Annotated in this window: 16 protein-coding genes; 8 read left to right on the top strand and 8 right to left on the bottom strand. The window is 72.1% G+C overall.

What is annotated here, in order from left to right; translation table 11 throughout:
• The first annotated feature begins 127 nt into the window (after positions 1 to 127).
• Together FHL80_RS03400 and FHL80_RS03395 are read left to right on the top strand one after the other, a co-directional pair.
• Positions 128 to 613: a hypothetical protein gene (locus FHL80_RS03400; protein WP_138732052.1), complete on the top strand. Its 486-nt coding sequence runs from the start codon at positions 128 to 130 to the stop codon at positions 611 to 613.
• Between the two features lie 44 nt (positions 614 to 657).
• Complete coding sequence (locus FHL80_RS03395) at positions 658 to 1,143, top strand: allene oxide cyclase barrel-like domain-containing protein (RefSeq protein WP_138732051.1); 486 nt, start codon at positions 658 to 660, stop codon at positions 1,141 to 1,143.
• Positions 1,144 to 1,204: 61 nt separating this feature from the next.
• On the opposite strand, the gene FHL80_RS03390 is transcribed toward FHL80_RS03395, so the two are convergent.
• The 3 genes from FHL80_RS03390 to FHL80_RS03380 form a co-directional block, all read right to left on the bottom strand.
• Positions 1,205 to 1,387 carry a type II toxin-antitoxin system RelE family toxin gene (locus FHL80_RS03390; RefSeq protein ID WP_138732050.1) on the bottom strand — a complete coding sequence of 61 codons (183 nt, stop codon included), beginning with the start codon at positions 1,385 to 1,387 and terminating at the stop codon, positions 1,205 to 1,207.
• A 131-nt stretch (positions 1,388 to 1,518) separates the two neighbouring features.
• Positions 1,519 to 2,856 carry an NYN domain-containing protein gene (locus FHL80_RS03385; protein ID WP_138732049.1) on the bottom strand — a complete coding sequence of 446 codons (1,338 nt, stop codon included), beginning with the start codon at positions 2,854 to 2,856 and terminating at the stop codon, positions 1,519 to 1,521.
• A gap of 94 nt (positions 2,857 to 2,950) precedes the next feature.
• Complete coding sequence (locus FHL80_RS03380; RefSeq protein ID WP_138732048.1) at positions 2,951 to 4,606, bottom strand: nuclease-related domain-containing DEAD/DEAH box helicase; 1,656 nt, start codon at positions 4,604 to 4,606, stop codon at positions 2,951 to 2,953.
• A gap of 443 nt (positions 4,607 to 5,049) precedes the next feature.
• Here FHL80_RS03380 and FHL80_RS03375 point away from each other — a divergent pair, with 443 nt between their 5' ends.
• Both FHL80_RS03375 and FHL80_RS03370 read left to right on the top strand, forming a co-directional pair.
• Entirely contained in the window at positions 5,050 to 6,717 is a 1,668-nt protein-coding gene (locus FHL80_RS03375) for a DUF6398 domain-containing protein (RefSeq protein ID WP_216870381.1), read from the top strand.
• A 9-nt stretch (positions 6,718 to 6,726) separates the two neighbouring features.
• Complete coding sequence (locus FHL80_RS03370; protein WP_216870380.1) at positions 6,727 to 8,106, top strand: hypothetical protein; 1,380 nt, start codon at positions 6,727 to 6,729, stop codon at positions 8,104 to 8,106.
• Between the two features lie 312 nt (positions 8,107 to 8,418).
• On the opposite strand, the gene FHL80_RS26660 is transcribed toward FHL80_RS03370, so the two are convergent.
• The 5 genes from FHL80_RS26660 to FHL80_RS26065 all read right to left on the bottom strand — a co-directional run bounded on the left by FHL80_RS26660 (position 8,419) and on the right by FHL80_RS26065 (position 11,019).
• Complete coding sequence (locus tag FHL80_RS26660) at positions 8,419 to 8,550, bottom strand: hypothetical protein (RefSeq protein ID WP_281283425.1); 132 nt, start codon at positions 8,548 to 8,550, stop codon at positions 8,419 to 8,421.
• A gap of 145 nt (positions 8,551 to 8,695) precedes the next feature.
• The gene (locus FHL80_RS03365; protein ID WP_138732047.1) at positions 8,696 to 9,067 is read right to left on the bottom strand and encodes a type II toxin-antitoxin system death-on-curing family toxin; all 372 of its coding nucleotides are present in this window, start codon (positions 9,065 to 9,067) and stop codon (positions 8,696 to 8,698) included.
• Positions 9,064 to 9,264, bottom strand: coding sequence for a ribbon-helix-helix domain-containing protein (locus FHL80_RS03360; protein ID WP_246078440.1), 201 nt, complete (start codon positions 9,262 to 9,264; stop codon positions 9,064 to 9,066). Before FHL80_RS03360 ends, FHL80_RS03365 begins: the two co-directional genes overlap by 4 nt.
• Positions 9,265 to 9,623: 359 nt before the next feature.
• The gene (locus FHL80_RS25195) at positions 9,624 to 9,785 is read right to left on the bottom strand and encodes a hypothetical protein (RefSeq protein WP_216870379.1); all 162 of its coding nucleotides are present in this window, start codon (positions 9,783 to 9,785) and stop codon (positions 9,624 to 9,626) included.
• 85 nt (positions 9,786 to 9,870) lie between these two features.
• Entirely contained in the window at positions 9,871 to 11,019 is a 1,149-nt protein-coding gene (locus FHL80_RS26065; protein ID WP_246078428.1) for an NUDIX hydrolase, read from the bottom strand.
• A gap of 73 nt (positions 11,020 to 11,092) precedes the next feature.
• Between FHL80_RS26065 and FHL80_RS03350 the strand changes: the two genes are divergently transcribed.
• From FHL80_RS03350 to FHL80_RS03335, 4 genes are all read left to right on the top strand, one after another.
• Positions 11,093 to 11,893, top strand: coding sequence for an ARPP-1 family domain-containing protein (locus FHL80_RS03350; protein WP_138732045.1), 801 nt, complete (start codon positions 11,093 to 11,095; stop codon positions 11,891 to 11,893).
• 59 nt (positions 11,894 to 11,952) lie between these two features.
• Positions 11,953 to 13,374, top strand: a complete 1,422-nt coding sequence (locus tag FHL80_RS03345; RefSeq protein WP_138732044.1) for an ADP-ribosylglycohydrolase family protein — start codon at positions 11,953 to 11,955, stop codon at positions 13,372 to 13,374.
• Positions 13,371 to 13,637, top strand: a complete 267-nt coding sequence (locus FHL80_RS03340) for a hypothetical protein (RefSeq protein WP_138732043.1) — start codon at positions 13,371 to 13,373, stop codon at positions 13,635 to 13,637. Before FHL80_RS03345 ends, FHL80_RS03340 begins: the two co-directional genes overlap by 4 nt.
• 646 nt (positions 13,638 to 14,283) lie before the next feature.
• On the top strand, positions 14,284 to 14,985 hold the full coding sequence (locus FHL80_RS03335) for an HD domain-containing protein (RefSeq protein WP_138732042.1): 702 nt from the start codon (positions 14,284 to 14,286) through the stop codon (positions 14,983 to 14,985).
• Positions 14,986 to 15,134: the final 149 nt, after the last annotated feature.

The raw sequence follows: 15,134 nt of genomic DNA, 5'->3' as shown, positions 1-15,134 counted from the left end.
GACGTCCCGGTCGAACCGGGAGGAGTTCCCGGTCCGACTGGGACGCATCGCCCATCCGGCAGGCCGGATCGGGCGGCCACGGTGGTCCGCATCCGGCCGTTCGGTGCCGGCCCAGGGGGAGACCGCCATGACCAGTTCCCAGAGCACCGCCGTCCGCCCGCTCCGATCGGTGCCGGCACCCGACAGCTGGACCATCGCCGGCGCGGGTGTCGCCCTCGGTTGCGCGCTGGTCGGGAGCTTCGTCGAGACACCCTGGAGGGACGGAGGCGACGGGTGGGCTGTCGATCCGTCCGGCGGTGGCGGCTGGGGCGGCCTCGTCCTGCTCGTCGCCTTCATCGCCGTCGCGCTCGTCCTCGTCGGCCTGGCCACCTCCCGAGCCCGCGACCTGGCACCCGAGCGGACCGCCCGGCGGGCGCTGGTGCTCGCGGTGCTCGGCGTCCTCATGCTCGTCGCCTTCTGGACCGGCCTGCCGCCGGTCCTCGCCGGCGGCGCGGCCGGGCTGGCGATCGACAGCCGCCGTCGGCTGGGTCGCCTGCCGGCAACCGGCGCGGTCGCCCTCGGCCTCGCCGTCCTGGTCGTCGCCGCCGCTGTCTACCTGGCCTTCACCGGCTGAACTCATTCCCTCCCATTCCGATCCCGATCACCCGAGGAGTTCCGATGACCCTGTCCCGCCGCACCCGCGGCATCACCTTGACGACCGCCGCGCTGGCCGGTGCCGGCTCCCTACTCGTCGCCGTGCCGGCCGCCGCCCACGACAACCCGTTGCGACTGACCACCGTTGCCGTCCCCGACCGGAACACGGACCTGGACCTGGGCGCCCCTGGGCCGAGCGCCGGTGACGGCCAGGTGTTCCTGGACGACGTGCAGCGCGACGGCGAGACCGTGGGCACCAGCGCCGGCAGCTGCATGCTCGCCGTGTTCACCGAGACGCGGCTGGTGGGTGCCTGCACCGCCACGCTGACGCTGCCCGAGGGCACGATCACCACCCAGGGCGCCTCCGACGAGAACCCCAGCGTCGGACCGACCCGATTCGTGTGGGCCGTGACCGGTGGCACCGGCCGCTACGCCGGGGCCGGCGGCGAGGTGACCGGCACGTTCCGGCCGGGCACCGACATCGTCGACCTGGAGATCGACCTGAACTGAGCAGTACCGCCGACCATGGCGTCCGGTCCACGGGGCCGGGCGCCATGGTCGGCGTCTGCAATCAGGCTGCGATGACCGCGACGCAGCCGGTCGACGGTGAGGGCGGCCGGTAGGCCTCGGCGCGGTGGGCGATCCGCACGACGAGGACGGTGCGGGAACTTCCATCGACCTCGATGAGCACCCGGTAGTCGCCGCTGCGGCCGCTGCGGAGCCCCTCGAACCCTCCGGTCAGCGGGTTGCTCATTCGTGGTGCGCGCCGCTGTCGCCGGGCGATCAGCACGATGGGGACGGCGTTACGCTCCGGCCGGGGGCCTCAGGACCGGCCCCCAGCGGCGGGTGCCCGCCGTAGCTGCCGATGTGGTCGTCGACGCTGACTCACGGCGATCCGATGAGGCCGCCGAGTACCCAGTCCCGAAGAGCCACGTGGTCGGGCTCGTCCAGGTGGAGTTGGGCGTTCTCGGCCAGCCGCAGCATGTTGCTGTGGAAGCAGCCGCCGACCGCCCGCGCGGTGTGCCGGTCACGGGAAGCCAGGTCATAGCCGGCTTGCGAGAGACCGACTCCCACGAACCGGACGGATGCGCGCAGTTCTCCGGCCGAGCCGGCGACGACCCGCTCCAACGTAGCCATGTCGCGGAAACCGTGAGCGGTCAGCTCATCGGCGATCCCGGTGAAGATCCCTGCCCACTCCGAGGGCAGGAGGGCTGGGAAACCGAGCACTCGGCAGACACGTGCGGCTGCATCGGCCCACAGCCCGGCGAAACGCTCGGTGTCCTGTGGCACGCGTGGGCGGGCGCTCGACTCCTCGGCGCGGGCCATCGCGGCGTCGATGTCGTGCCGTCCGGGCTGGTAGACGAAGCCGACGACACCCCGGACCCGACATGCCAGCCGTTCGTCGGCCACCGACTGCACGAAGGCCTTGAACCCGCCGGTTCCGGCCCACTGCCCGGCGGTGACCTCCGGCCCGAAGCGGTCCCGCAGCTTGCCCGCCGCGAAGGCCATGCGCAGTGGTTCCGGAGCCTCCGTCACCATCGCGACCAGAGCGTTCCTCAGATCTCGACGCATCCGGTCCGGGTCCGCCCTCCGCGGCGTCGCCAGCGGGTCCGATGCCCCGGGCGTCGGCGCCACATCCTGGGTTGCCGCGGGAGGGGCGTCGGCGACAGCGACGGCTTCCTCACCCATGAGCGCCTCGGCAATGAACACGTCGTCGGGGATGACGTAGTCGCAGGTGTTGCGCAGCGCGGCCGCTGAGGGCCCGCTGCCCAACATGATCACGCGGCGGTCGAAGGAGCGGAGTCGCTGGAACAGCGGCGTGAAGTCCGCGTCCAGGCTGAGCACGATGAACTCGTCGTAGCGGGTGGGGTGGGCCAGCAAGTCCAGCGCGTCGATCACCATGTGGATGTCTGCACTGTTCTTCCCTTGCTGGGTCAGCGTCGGGCAGTCCACGACACGGAAGCCGGCGCGGGTGAAGTAGGCGCGGAAGCTGCCCCAGGTGGAGGGGTTCAGGTAGCAGGTGCGGTGCAACACGACCCGGGGCGTCGTCTCGTCCGAGTCCGGCCCGACCGCCCCCAGTCGCTCCTCGAGCCAGCTGGACCACCGCATGGGGTCGGTGGCGAAGATCCGGGCCGCCGCGGGATCGACGCTTCGCAACGAGGAGTAGATGTTGTCGAAGTCCACCAGCAGGGCCGTCCGCCGGTAACCACTGCCGAAGGCCATCCGGTCCCCTCTCAACTGGCACGGGGGCCGGCAGAGTGTGCCAGCCGCCCGTCTCTCAACGGCGCGACGTGCCGGTCTCGGGGCGCGTGATCGCTCACCGCGAGCTCCGACCGGAATCCGCGGTCAGCCGCCGCGCGACGGCCTCGCCGCCGACGCGGCGGATCAGCTCGAGGTCACCGCAGACGACGAGCAGGTCCCGGGCCCGGGACAGGCCGACGTACAACATCTCCCGGGCCCGTTCCTCGTGCCGGAAGCCGTTGACCGCGAGCACGATCGCCGGCCGCTCCAGGCCCTTGAAGCCGAGCACGTGCCCGTAGAACAGGTCGTCGTCCTCCCAGTAGGACGCCCAGTAGGCCTCCTGCCCCTCAGCCTGGCGCTCCACCTGAACGGGGTGCCGGCTGAACGTGGTCAGCAGTGCCAGCGACTCCGGCGGCCAGCCCTCGTCCAGCAGGCCCTCCGCGGCGTCGTCGGCCGCAGCGACGGCGTCCTCGGAGGGGCACTGGATGAACCGGACAGGCACGCCTGCGCCGCCGCGCATCTTCATCTGCGCCGGCGCGAGGCTGGAGAACGTGCCGGCGATCTGCTTGGTGTTGCGCAGGTTCTCGGTCAGCGGGATGGGGATCAGGTCGACCGTCGGCCGCCCCTGGCGGGCGAAGACGCGCTGCCCCTCGTCGGCGAAGACGCACAGGCAGCCCTCGTCGGGGTCCTTCAGCGCGGCGAGGACGGCGGACCACCAGCTCTCGGCGAAGTCCTGCGCCTCGTCGATCACGATGGCGTCGAACCGTTGGTCCACCGGCAGTTGACCGGCGAGCGCGACCATCTCGCCGGGCAGCAGCTCCTCCCAGTACCGGCTGTCGTCGTCCGAGCCCGCCGGCACACCCCAGCCGATGCCGAGATTGTGGAAGGTGCCGACGTATGCCGGCCGCTCCCGGTGCCGCAACGTGCCCACCCGGCGGGTCAGGAACTCGGCCAACCCCCGCGAGTAGCACATCAGCGCCACCCGCTTGCCCTCGTTCCCCAGCCGGCGGGCCTTCTCCACGGCGAGCCAGGTCTTGCCGGAGCCGGCCCCGCCCCGGATCTCGACGCGGTTGAGCAGCGCCAGCCGGTCGAGCACGTCGGCCTGCTCGCGGGTCAGGAGGTCGCAGGCAGCCTCGCGCTCGGCGAGGTCGGCGAGGAGGTCGTGCTGCGGGATGGCGGCACCGGTGAGGCAGTCGACCAGGGCCTCGACGTCTGCGGCGGTCGGCGGCTCGGGGACGTCGACGAGCTTGCGCAGCGCCGTCTCGATCCGGCTCGCGGCGTAGGGCAGGTCCGACTTGTCGATGAGCATCCACCGCGGCAGGTCCGTCGCTCTGAAGTCGTCGGGCACGGTGGTCGTCGGGAGGGCGACCAGGTGACCGAGTCGCGGGTTGCCTGCCGACCAGCGCGGGTGCTTCTCCAGGTAGTTGCGGAGCAGGTACTTGCAGATGCGCGCCTGGTCGACCGGGTGGATGACCTTGTCGGTGCCACCGCCGACCTGACGCCACTCGCCGCCGCGCAGGTGAACGCTGCCGCCCTTGACCTCGACGACGGCGATGCCCACGCCGGGCCAGGCGACGATGACGTCGGCCTCGCGGTCCTCGACGCGGTCGCTGAACCGCTGACCGCAGATGAGGACGACGTCGTCCGGCAGGTTGTCCTGCAGCGCCTCGACGAACAGCCGTTCGGCCGCCGAAGCGAACCCCGGCGCATCCGGGAACCGGCGTGCGGTCACCGCCGCTCCCCCGTCATGACGTGCTCCGACATGCCACTCCCCGTGATCCCTCTCGTCACGCGCAGCATCGCACCGCTGACCGGGCGTCCAGCACTCACGAGCGCCGATGTCACCCCATCGGTCACTCGCGGCTCGCGCCCATCACGCCGCCGAGAAACGTGGCCTGGCACGTCCACGTCCACGCATCGCCGGGAGCGTCGCGGCTCTCAGCCGTACGGCGAGACAGATCGGTGACGACCACGTTCTCCTGCGTGGCGTACCCACCGAGGGTCTGCACCAGGAGATCGAGATCTGGCTTCGCCAGCTCTAATCTGCTCCCGATGCCGAAGCGCTCGCGTCGTCAGAAGACCACTCACCCCCGGGCCGGGCGCTCGAAGACGAGTTCGTCGCCCCGGGGATCGAGTCGCGGTGCCTCCCGACGGCAGCAGCAGGAGCCCGACCTGATGGACGACGTCGCGGCCGCGCTGGCCGCGGACGACCCGTTGCCCCTACTGGGGGTGGCGAGCTCGCTGCTGGCGGCCTTCGACGACCGGCCGGCACTGCGCCGGTCGAGCGAGCCTGCGCTGCCGCCGCTGGACGAGGTGGTGCAGAGCTTCTTCGAGGTGGACCTGATCGAGACGTCGGCCCTGCTGGCGGCCATCGCCGGGCTGGCCGGCGACGACGTCCTACGGCACCGGGTCCGCCGCGAGATCGCCGCCCGCCGCCACGTCCTGCCACGGTGGCTGCTGGGCATGGACGAGGCCGAGCCGGTGGACAGCGTCGTCGAGATGCGGCACGTGCTGGGAGACGGCGTGAACGTCGTGCTCGGCGTCCGGCTGCCCGGCGGGCACGAGCTCTGCGTGGTGGTCTACATCGACCACAACCTGGGCACGCTGGTGAAGGACGCCTTCCTCGTCCCTTTCGGGCCGGCGGAGCTGGTGGACGTGATGGCGGCGAGTGCCGACGATCCGGACACGGCGCTGAGCGATTTGGATCCGGCCGACGCCCGGGCACGGATCACCGAGGCGATGGAGCTCAGCGCCCTGACGTTCCCGCCGATCGAGACCGACACCTGGCCGGCCTGCCGCCCGCTCGTCGCCTGGGCCGTCGGCCTGCTGCCTGCCGGGGGCACCGGGTACGTGCGGCCGGTGTGGACGGACGACGACAAGGAGGCGCTCGCCGGACGATTCTTCGCCTCGCCGTTCGGGGCCGGCCTGGACGATGCCGACCGCCGCAGCCTGCTGGAGTCACTGCTGTGGTTCGGCACCGACTACGGGCCTGGCGATCCGCTGCGCTGGAGCCCGGTGGCCGTCGAGATCCTGCTGGCCGACTGGATCCCGCGCAAGATCGTCGCCGACGTGCCCTACCTGGCGCAGGCGCCGGACCTGCTCCGGGCGTTCATCCGGTACAGCCACGCGGAACGCGGCATCCGGAGCGAGCTCACCGACGAGACGCTGGCCGCGGTCGACGAGCTGGAGCCGGAATACCAGGCCACGATCCGGACGCCGCGGCCACAGGGCCCGGAGGCGCTGCTCGCCGCCATCGGCGCGCTGGATCCGGACGGCCCTTGGCCGACGGCGGACGACGCATTCAGGGCGTTCGACCCACGCGAGGGGCTGGCCCAGGCCGTCGGTGGCCATCAGCCGCTCGAGGACCTCGACGGCGATCCGCTGCCGGATGAGCCGTTCGACTGGCATCAGGTGCCGGACGACGTCCACGAGCGGGCCGCCGAGGTGTTGGACCTGGTCGACCGCTGCTGCACCGAGCTGCTCGACGTCGAGCTGCGCACCGCCGCCCGCCGGCTGCTGGCCCGGGTCGTCGCAGCAGACCCGGAGATCCTTCGGCGCCGAAGCCGGGCCGAGGGCTCTGCCGCGGCCATCTGCTGGATCGTCGCGACGGCCAACCACGTGTTCCGGGACGGCGACCTCACCGTCAAGCAGCTGACGAGCTGGTTCGGCATCGCCGGCACGCCCTCGACGCGGGCCAAGCCGCTGTTGAAGGCGATCGGCGTCGATCCCGACGGCTACGCCTACGGCGACGGACACCTCGGGTCACCGGACTACCTGACCGGGAGCCACCGGGCGGGCATGGTCGCCGCCCGCGACCGTCTGCGCGGCGACGACCCTCGCTAGCGTGCGGCCATGGAACCTGGGGACGACGCGCCGTCTACGATCCGGGGCACCGAGGCCGAGGCGCTCGCCAACGTCGCCGCCGTCCTCCGGCTCTGCCAGGCCGGGAAGCTGAGCTGCAGCGCGGCTACCCACCGCCCGTCGGCGGCCACGGTGCGCGCCGTCACCGACGTCCTCGTCGCCGGCGACTTCTACCCGGACGACGCCATCGCCGCCTTCGCCTGGCCGCTGCTGCTGCAGGCCGGCGGGCTGGCGAAGCTGGACGGCACCCGGCTGGTCCTGACGCCACGCGGCCGCTCAGCCCTCGGCCAGCCCACGGCGGACGTGGTGCGCGCGATCTGGGAGCGCTGGCCGCGCCACGCGCCGATCGACGAGTTCAGCCGGGTGGAGCAGATCAAGGGGCAGAAGGCCGCTGCGGCGCTGAGTGCAGCCGGGCCGCGGCGTGCCGCGGCGGTCGCCGCACTGGCGCACTGCCCGCCGGGTGAGTGGATCGGCGTGGACGCCCTCTTCTCCCTGCTCCGCCGCACCGAGTCGCGGCTGACCATCGCCCGGTCGGAGCGCGGCCTGTGGAAGCTGTACATCGTCGACCCCGAGTACGGCAGCCTCGGCTACGACAGGTACGACTTCCCGGTGCTGGAGGGCCGCTACGTCCTCGCGGTCCTGTTCGAGTACGCCGCGACGCTGGGCCTGGTCGACGTCGAGTACGTCCCGCCGGCACATGCCCGCGACGACTTCCGCGACATGTGGGGAGCTGACTGGGTCGACGCGCTCAGCCGCTACGACGGGCTGCAGGCGGTCCGGCTGACGCCGCTCGGCGCCTACGCCGCCGGGCTGGCACCTACGTACGTCCCCGCCGCGCCGGCGGTTCCCGACCGCGGGTTGCAGGTGCTGGCGAACTTCGACGTCGTCGCCGTCGCCGACCTCCCGCCCGGCGACCGTCTGGTCCTCGACGCTTTCGCCACCCGCACGGCCGACCGGGTGTGGACGCTGTCCACTGCGAGCCTGCTGAGCGCGATCAACCAAGGCCGGGCGCCCGGTGACCGGAGTGCCTCCGGTCGTCGAGACGCTGCTGGACGACGTGCAGACCCGGGCCGGACGGGTCCGCGACCTGGGCCTGCACCGGGTCGTCGAGTGCGCCGACGCGCAGCTGGCAACCCTGCTGGAGCGGGACCGGACGCTGCGGGGCCTGTGCACCCGGGTGGGCGAGCGGCACCTGCTGATCGATCCGGCCGGAGAGGCCAAGGCCCGGGCCGCTCTGCTGAAACTCGGCTATCCGCTGGGCGCTGGGTTCCGCTGAGCCGCGGTGCTCCCCCGCCGTCCTGTCTTGCCCTTCGCAGTCAAGCGGACGTCGTCGGGGAGCCCGTCGGACTGCGCAGATCGCGGCTGGGATGACGAGCCCCATGGTGGCCACGCGGCACCTCGCGGACGTGCGTCAGGGGGCCACGATCACGGTGACCGACCATGGCACGCCGGTGACCCCGCATCAGGCCCGTGGCGTTCCGACGGCCCTCGAGTAGCCGATGGTCGAGGGCATCGTCCAGCCCCCCGACTCATCGCAAGCGCCCAGCACCGGCCCCGGTCGTCGCTGGCGTCTCGCTGTCGGACACCGTGCGCGCCGATCGCCGGTGATCTGGATTGGACCTGAACACGGACGCCGACTGGCCGCTCGCCGAGCAGATGGGCCTGCCGAGGGGGCTGCGGACCCTAGGAGTGCCGCCCGCTGTCCACCAGCTCACTGTGCTTGGTCAGCGAGAAGACGCTGCGGGCCTCGGCCTGGACGCCGAAGGCCCACCGGGGATCGTCGGCGACGCTCGAGTCGTGGACTGTAGAAGGCATGCGGACGACGCGGTGTCGCCTATCAGGGTGCCTTGTGCTGCTGAGCGCACGGCGGCGCGTACGGCAGGCGCTCGGCCTCCCCGCCTGATGAGCTGGAACAACGGGGCTGCTGAGCCTGCGGGCCCTCTCCCGTGCACTCGGAGCGTCAGCGCGGGACGACGCGTAGCCGGGCGGCGATCTCCTCGACCTCGGACGTGCCGGCGGCGACGTCCATGACCAGTCGAAAGGCGGCGTCGTCATCGAGGTCCGGCTGGTGAGCGTTGAGGTCCAAGAACACAACGGTGGCCAGCCAGCCCAGGCGCTTGTTGCCGTCGACCAGCGGGTGGTTCCGCGCCAGCGAGTGCAGCAGTGCGGCGGCCTTGAGCGGCAGCGTCGGATAGGCGTCCTGCCCGAAGGCCGTCGCCCGAGGTCGCGCACCCGCTGAGTCCAGCAGACCGACGTCCCTGACCGGACCGGCCCCCAGCGCGCGGACGAGAGCGAGCAGATCGTCGAGTTCGAGGTATTCGACCTCGGTCACACGCTGCCCAGCCGGTCCAACACGTCGCTCCACTTGTCGATCAACCGTGCCGAGCTCTCCTGGACCCGGGCGGCGTGACCGCTCCGCTCATATCGCTCGAGAACGGCTCGCCTGACGATCTCCTGACGCGAGGTGCCCTCTGCCTCCGCTAGCGCGGTGAGTGCGCGCTCGAGTTCGTCGTCAGTTCGCAGGGTCATCGCCACCGGACGATGGTACCGCGGCGATACCAACCAGCCCGGCTCTGGCGTCGATGTGCTCCGAGGCCCAGCGCCGGAGCCGGCACGGGCGCTCTCGGCTCGGACGAGCGCCGCCTCGGCCGTTACCGGCAGACCGAACGCCTCGAGGACGGTGAAACGGGTCGGCGGACTCGATCGGCAGCCGACGTCCGGGAGCGGACCAGGGCCCGGAATAGAGGCGGTGAGCTGCTTGACGGCCGCGCCGGCCGCGGAGAACCCGGTCGCGTCGACGTACGAGATGTCCCCCGCTCCAATCCGTCGGGCGGTCGACGCGAGGATGTCAGCAGGGACCGACAGAACCACGCGGCCGAGCGGCAGCCTCAGTAGCGACTGGTGCCGCCCGGGCGCTTGCTACCGCGGCGCTTGGCCTGGAAGTCGGCGAACGCCTTCTTGGCCTTGGCCTGGTTCTCCGGCTTGCGGGCCTCCTGGAAGACCTTCGTCGCGATGGTCGAGATCAGGAGCTTGCGCATCGTGCCTGCCATGGTGGTCTCCCTCTGTCCGAGCGGCCGGTGTTGGCCGCGCCTTCGTATGGGTGTGCCCCGGAGAAGCAGAACCCACTCCCGCGGCTCAGTGCGCGCGGCCGAGCGCCTGCTCCAGCGCAACGCGGGCGGCCTGCCGGCGTGCCGGCTCGTCCAACGCGGACGCGGGCACGTGCACGTGGTGCGTGGCGGCGGAGGTCTGCTCGAGCCGGAAGTCCGGGTGGGCCCGGGTGACCGCGACGGCATCGTCTGGGGCGAGGCCGACGGAGAGCGTCAGCGGCTTGGCGTAGGCGGCGACCCGCTCCGACCCCGCCGGGCGCACCGCCACGTAGTGCGGCATCACCGTGAGCGTCAACGGCATCTGCCCGCCGACCACGTCCACCAGGCCCTGGATGCGCGGATCGACCTTGGTCCTGGCCAGCTCGCCGAACGCCCGCGCCGGGCCGGCGTCGTCCACGGGTCGGTCGGCCCTGTTGCGGTCCTTGCGCACCGGGCGGACGCCGAGGACCTCGGTCAGGTCTCGGCTGTCGGCGGCGCGGCGGTAGAGCTCGGCCGGCTTGCCCATCACGCCCGACCCCGGCTCTTTGCGGGCGAACTCGCCGGTGGGTCGGATGAGCCCCTTGCCGACCATGTACCGCCGGAAGGTGTCGATGGACGGGCGCGTCTCGCCGGGCCCGGGGCGGGGCGCCACCGCGTCGTGCAGCGCCTGCAGGCCCTTGAGGGTGAATGCCTCGCCGAGCAGTCCCACGGGGTCGGGCTGCAGCGCGTAGTCCGAGCGCACCCGGTCGACGGCGAGGCGCACGATCTCGTCGTGGTCGAAGGGCAGCCCCGCCACCTCCTCGGCCGGCACGACCCGGAGGTCGCCCCGGCTCGACAGCACCGCGTCGACGTCGTCGGCGAGGAGCAGGACGACATGGGCGACGGAGAGGACCCACCCCCGGTCGTCGCGCCCGGGGTCGTCGAAGACGTGCAGCTGCTGCGGACGCGTCCCGCGCAGGCCGACCTTCTCCGCGAGCGAGCGGAGGACGGCGTCCGCCAGCGTCTCGCCCTCGTGCAGGAACGTCCCCGGGAGCGCCCACCGCCCGCCGTGCGCCCCGCCGTCCTCGCGCCGGTGCTGGAGGACGCCGAGCGCGGCGTCCCGCACGTCGACCACGAGGACGGCGGTGTCCACTGCCACCGACGGGCGGGGGTAGTCGGCCAGGGTGCGGCTCGACCTGTCCCGGTGCGGCGTCGTCACCTGGTTGACAATGATGCATGTCTGCGTCATTGTCTAGTTGGACGCAGAAGTGCTGCGAACTAGGGGTGACGACATGACGCTCTCCACCACACGGCTCCACGTCGGCCAGGGCACCACCCGCGGTCCGCTGACCGTCTTCCCGGTCTGGACCGACGCACCGTCGCTGGGCTCCGCGCACCTGACCGGTTCCGACGCCCCGGTCGACGTCGCCGAGCGGTCCGGCTCCCCCGCCGTCAACCAGCTCGTGGTGACCAACCGCGGCGACCGGCCCGTGCTGCTGCTGGCCGGCGAGCTCCTCGAGGGCGGCATGCAGCACCGCGCGCTGACCGCCACCACGCTGCTCGCGCCGGACACCCCGACGGTGCTGCCGGTCGTCTGCGTCGAGCAGGGCCGCTGGCACGGCGGCGGGGCGCACCGCCGCCGCAGCCGCCGGGCGCCGCTGTCGCTCCTCCCCCACCTCGAGCGCGCCGACGGCCAGCACGAAGTCTGGCGGCGGGTCAGCCGCTTCAGTGTGGTGGCGGGCCCGTCGGCCACCGAGTCGCTCCTCGACCGGCTCGACGCAACCGGCGCCCGGTCGCTGACCTCCGGGCTGCGGCCGCTGTCCGATCAGCGGGGGCTGCTCGTCGGCATCGCCGGCCGCCCCGCGTGGCTGGAGGTGTTCGGATCGGGCCGCGCGCTCGCCGAGCACTGGGCCGGGCTGCTGGACGCCGCGACCCTCGACGCGCTCGGCCGGCCCGCGGTGCGCACCCCGGCCGCCCTCGCCCGCGCCTTCGCCGAGCGGGTCGAGACGACGCCGCTCACCTCCACCCGGAGCGCCGGCCTCGGCGCCCGGGAGCAGGGCGGCGGCCGCGTCAGGGTGGACGCCGTCCGCTGACACGACCGCACGGCGCACCTGTCCGCGATCGACCTCACCCACTCCCTGCAGGAGGCCTGATGACCCAGCCCATGCCCCGGAGCCACCGCGTCGCCGGTGCGCTGATCGGTTCCGCCGTCGGCGACGCGCTCGGCGCGCCGTTCGAGTTCGGCCCGGCCGGGCGGTTCTCCGCCCGCTTCCCCACGGACGCCCGCGGCGTCGCCACGGAGATGTGCGGCGGCGGCTCGCTGGACTGGGAGCCGGGCGAGTTCACCGACGACACCCAGATGGCGCTGCTCGTGGCTGCGTCGCTGGTCGAGTGCGGCGGGCTCGACGAGGCGGACCTGTTCGACCGGTTCCGCACCTGGCTGCGCGGCGGGCCGCCGGACGTCGGCAACCAGACCCGCGCCGTCCTCGGCTCGGGCCGGGCGTGGGACGTCGCCGCGGCCGAGCACTTCGCCCGGTCCGGCCACGCGGCCGGCAATGGCTCGCTGATGCGGACGACGCCCGCGGCGATCTGGTTCGCCCGGTCCGGCACCGCGGCGACCATGGACGCCGCCCGGCGGATCTCCGCGCTGACCCACGGCGACCCGTCCGCCGGCGAGGGATGTGCGGTCTTCCACGAGCTGGTGCGGGTAGCGCTCGACGGCGACGACCCGCTGGCGGCGATCCCCGCAGCGCTGGACCTGGTGGCGCCCGAGCACCGTGACCGCTGGGCGACCGTGCTGGCGCCGGGCTGGACGCCGGAGCAGGCGACCGAGGGCAACGGCGCGGTGTGGCCGACGCTCGGCCAGGCGGTGTGGGCGCTGCGGAACGCCGACGACTTCGCCGGGGTGCTGCGCCGGGTGATCGACCTGGGCGGCGACACCGACACGGTGGCCGCCGTCGCCGGCGGGCTGGCCGGAGCGGTGTTCGGCATCGCCGGCATCCCGATGCGCTGGACCTCCGTCGTCCACGGCCGGGTGCCCGGCTACGCGGACAAGCGTTGGGACCTGGCCGACCTGCACGCCCTCGCCACGACGCTGGACGGTGAGCCGACCGACCGGCATGTGGCCGCGCGCAGCCCGCGGATCGAGCCCCGGGAGGTGGCCGACGGGGTGTGGGCGTCGGACCTGGACGGCGCCCGGGCCAGCTCCCGGGACTTCGCCGTCGTCTCGCTGTGCCGCACCGGTGAGCCGTTCGGCCACGAGGTCCAGCGGTTCGCGTACCTGACCGACGACGACGCAAACAGCGAGGTGGACGCCGTGCTGGCCGACGTCCTGGACGACATCGCGGCGCTGCGAGCCGAGGGCCGGCCGGTGCTCGTGCACTGCCACGGCGGGGCGTCCCGCACCGGGCTCGTGCTGCGCGGCTGGCTGGTCCAGGAGGACGGCCTGTCCGTGCAGGAAGCCACGGCCCAGGTCGCCGAACAGTGGCCGCACCTGGGGTTGTGGAACGACAGCTTCACCGCCGCGCTGCAACGCCTTGCAGTGCGACCCCGCAACGACAGAGGAACCCGATGACGACACTGCAAGACCACCTGGACGACTTCGACCCGGCTGCCCCGGTCCGACAGTTCGCAACCGGACTGGCGTTGAAGACGGCGATCGAGGCTCACCGCGCCCATGATTACGTCAGCCTCAGCCCGTCGATGGAAGGCGGCATCGCCGTCTACGTGCACCGGCGCCGGGTCTCCATCGCTCTGAGCCCGGAGCGGGCGGCCGAGGCGGTTTCCCGGTTCCAAGGCGCGACGGCGGAGAAGAAGGGCGCGACGACGTACCTGTAACTCGACGACGAACTGTTGGCGCAGCATGCTGCGGCCGCCTTGGACCTCGCTGTTGAGGCCGTCGCCTGGAGGGCGGCAGGGCCCGCGTTAACCCTCGGTGGACACGCCAAAAACTCGCAGAAGGTGCTTCAAATCTGCCCCAAGCACTTCTACGAGCTGTCTCCGAGCGGCGCCTGCCCGACATGCGGCTGATACATGGACACCGCGAAGCTCGACCTAACCCTTGGGAGACGAGCGACTGCACTTTCTTTCAAACCACACAATTCGGACGACTGCCCCGCCTCGGCCGAGCATGTGTGGCCTCAACCCACATGCGCGTCATGGGCGCTTGACCACACGGGCCGAACACCGATCCCCTACCGCACCCGCTACGGCAAGTGCCAGCCCGGCACGAGAGGGGTTGATGGGACGGCGGTGACGGGCGGTGGTGCTCTTGGGCGTCATACCCCGGATGACCGCCGCCGCAGAGTTAACGTCTCCCGACCGTTCCGATTCACCGGGAACTTCCGCACGCACCTCTGCGGCGCTCATGGACGCGGCAGCCAACTGCTCGACGCGTCACGGTGCCCGGCGAGGTAGATGACGTCGTCGCTGTCATCACGGCACCACAATCTTGACCTCCACTGGCGCACCGAAAGAAGGACTCATGACGACCGCCCTTGAGGCACGCAATCAGTTGGGCGCCGGACCGCTGAGCGAGCGCTTCGACGAAGCTCTCGTGTACGCGGCCCGCCACCACCGGCAACAGCTTCGCAAGGGCTCGCGGGTGCCATACATGTCGCACCTGATGAGCGTCAGCGCGCTGGCCATGGAACACGGCGGTAGCGAGCACCAGGCGATCGCCGCGCTGCTGCACGACGCGGTCGAGGACGCACCGAAGGGACAGGGTCCTGCGGTGCTGAGCGACATCCGCGGGCGCTTCGGCCCGGCGGTGGCCGAAATCGTGCTGGCCTGCTCGGACGGGCTGAACGAGGAAGGCCAGCGCAAGGGGACATGGGCGGAGCGCAAGGTGCCGTATGTCGCCGGCCTGTACGACCCCGCGAAGAAGTCGGACGAGGCGATCCTCGTGACGGCCGCCGACAAAATCCACAACGGCTCGCGGATCGCTGCTGACCTGCGCGAGTTCGGGCCGGCCTTCTGGTCGACCTTCAACGCCTGCGAACACGAGTTGCTCTGGTACTACACGAGCGTCGAGAGGGCGGTCACCGAGCGCCTGCCGGATAGCAGCATCGCCGGCGCGCTGCACCGCGCGGTCGACAACCTCGTAGCGGCGGCTCATGCAGACCGCCCGTCGATCAGCCGGGAGCTGCCGACGTGCGGATGCCGCGACAGCGCGCCCTCCGCCTGATCGATCGATCCTCATACGACGACCGGGATGTGGCTCGGACGTCGCCCAGGTGGGCCCCCCGCCCTTGGCGGAGTCGGACGGGTCAACGGCTATTAGCTGTGCCCCGATTGAGGGAACTCATTCAGCTTGAGGTTCAGCATTCTCGTCCG

Origin of the sequence: Modestobacter excelsi (genome assembly GCF_005930495.1) — a bacterium.
GTDB lineage: Bacteria > Actinomycetota > Actinomycetes > Mycobacteriales > Geodermatophilaceae > Modestobacter > Modestobacter excelsi.
Note: the sequence above shows the minus strand (reverse complement) of the source record. Positions and strands in the feature narration are given on the sequence as shown.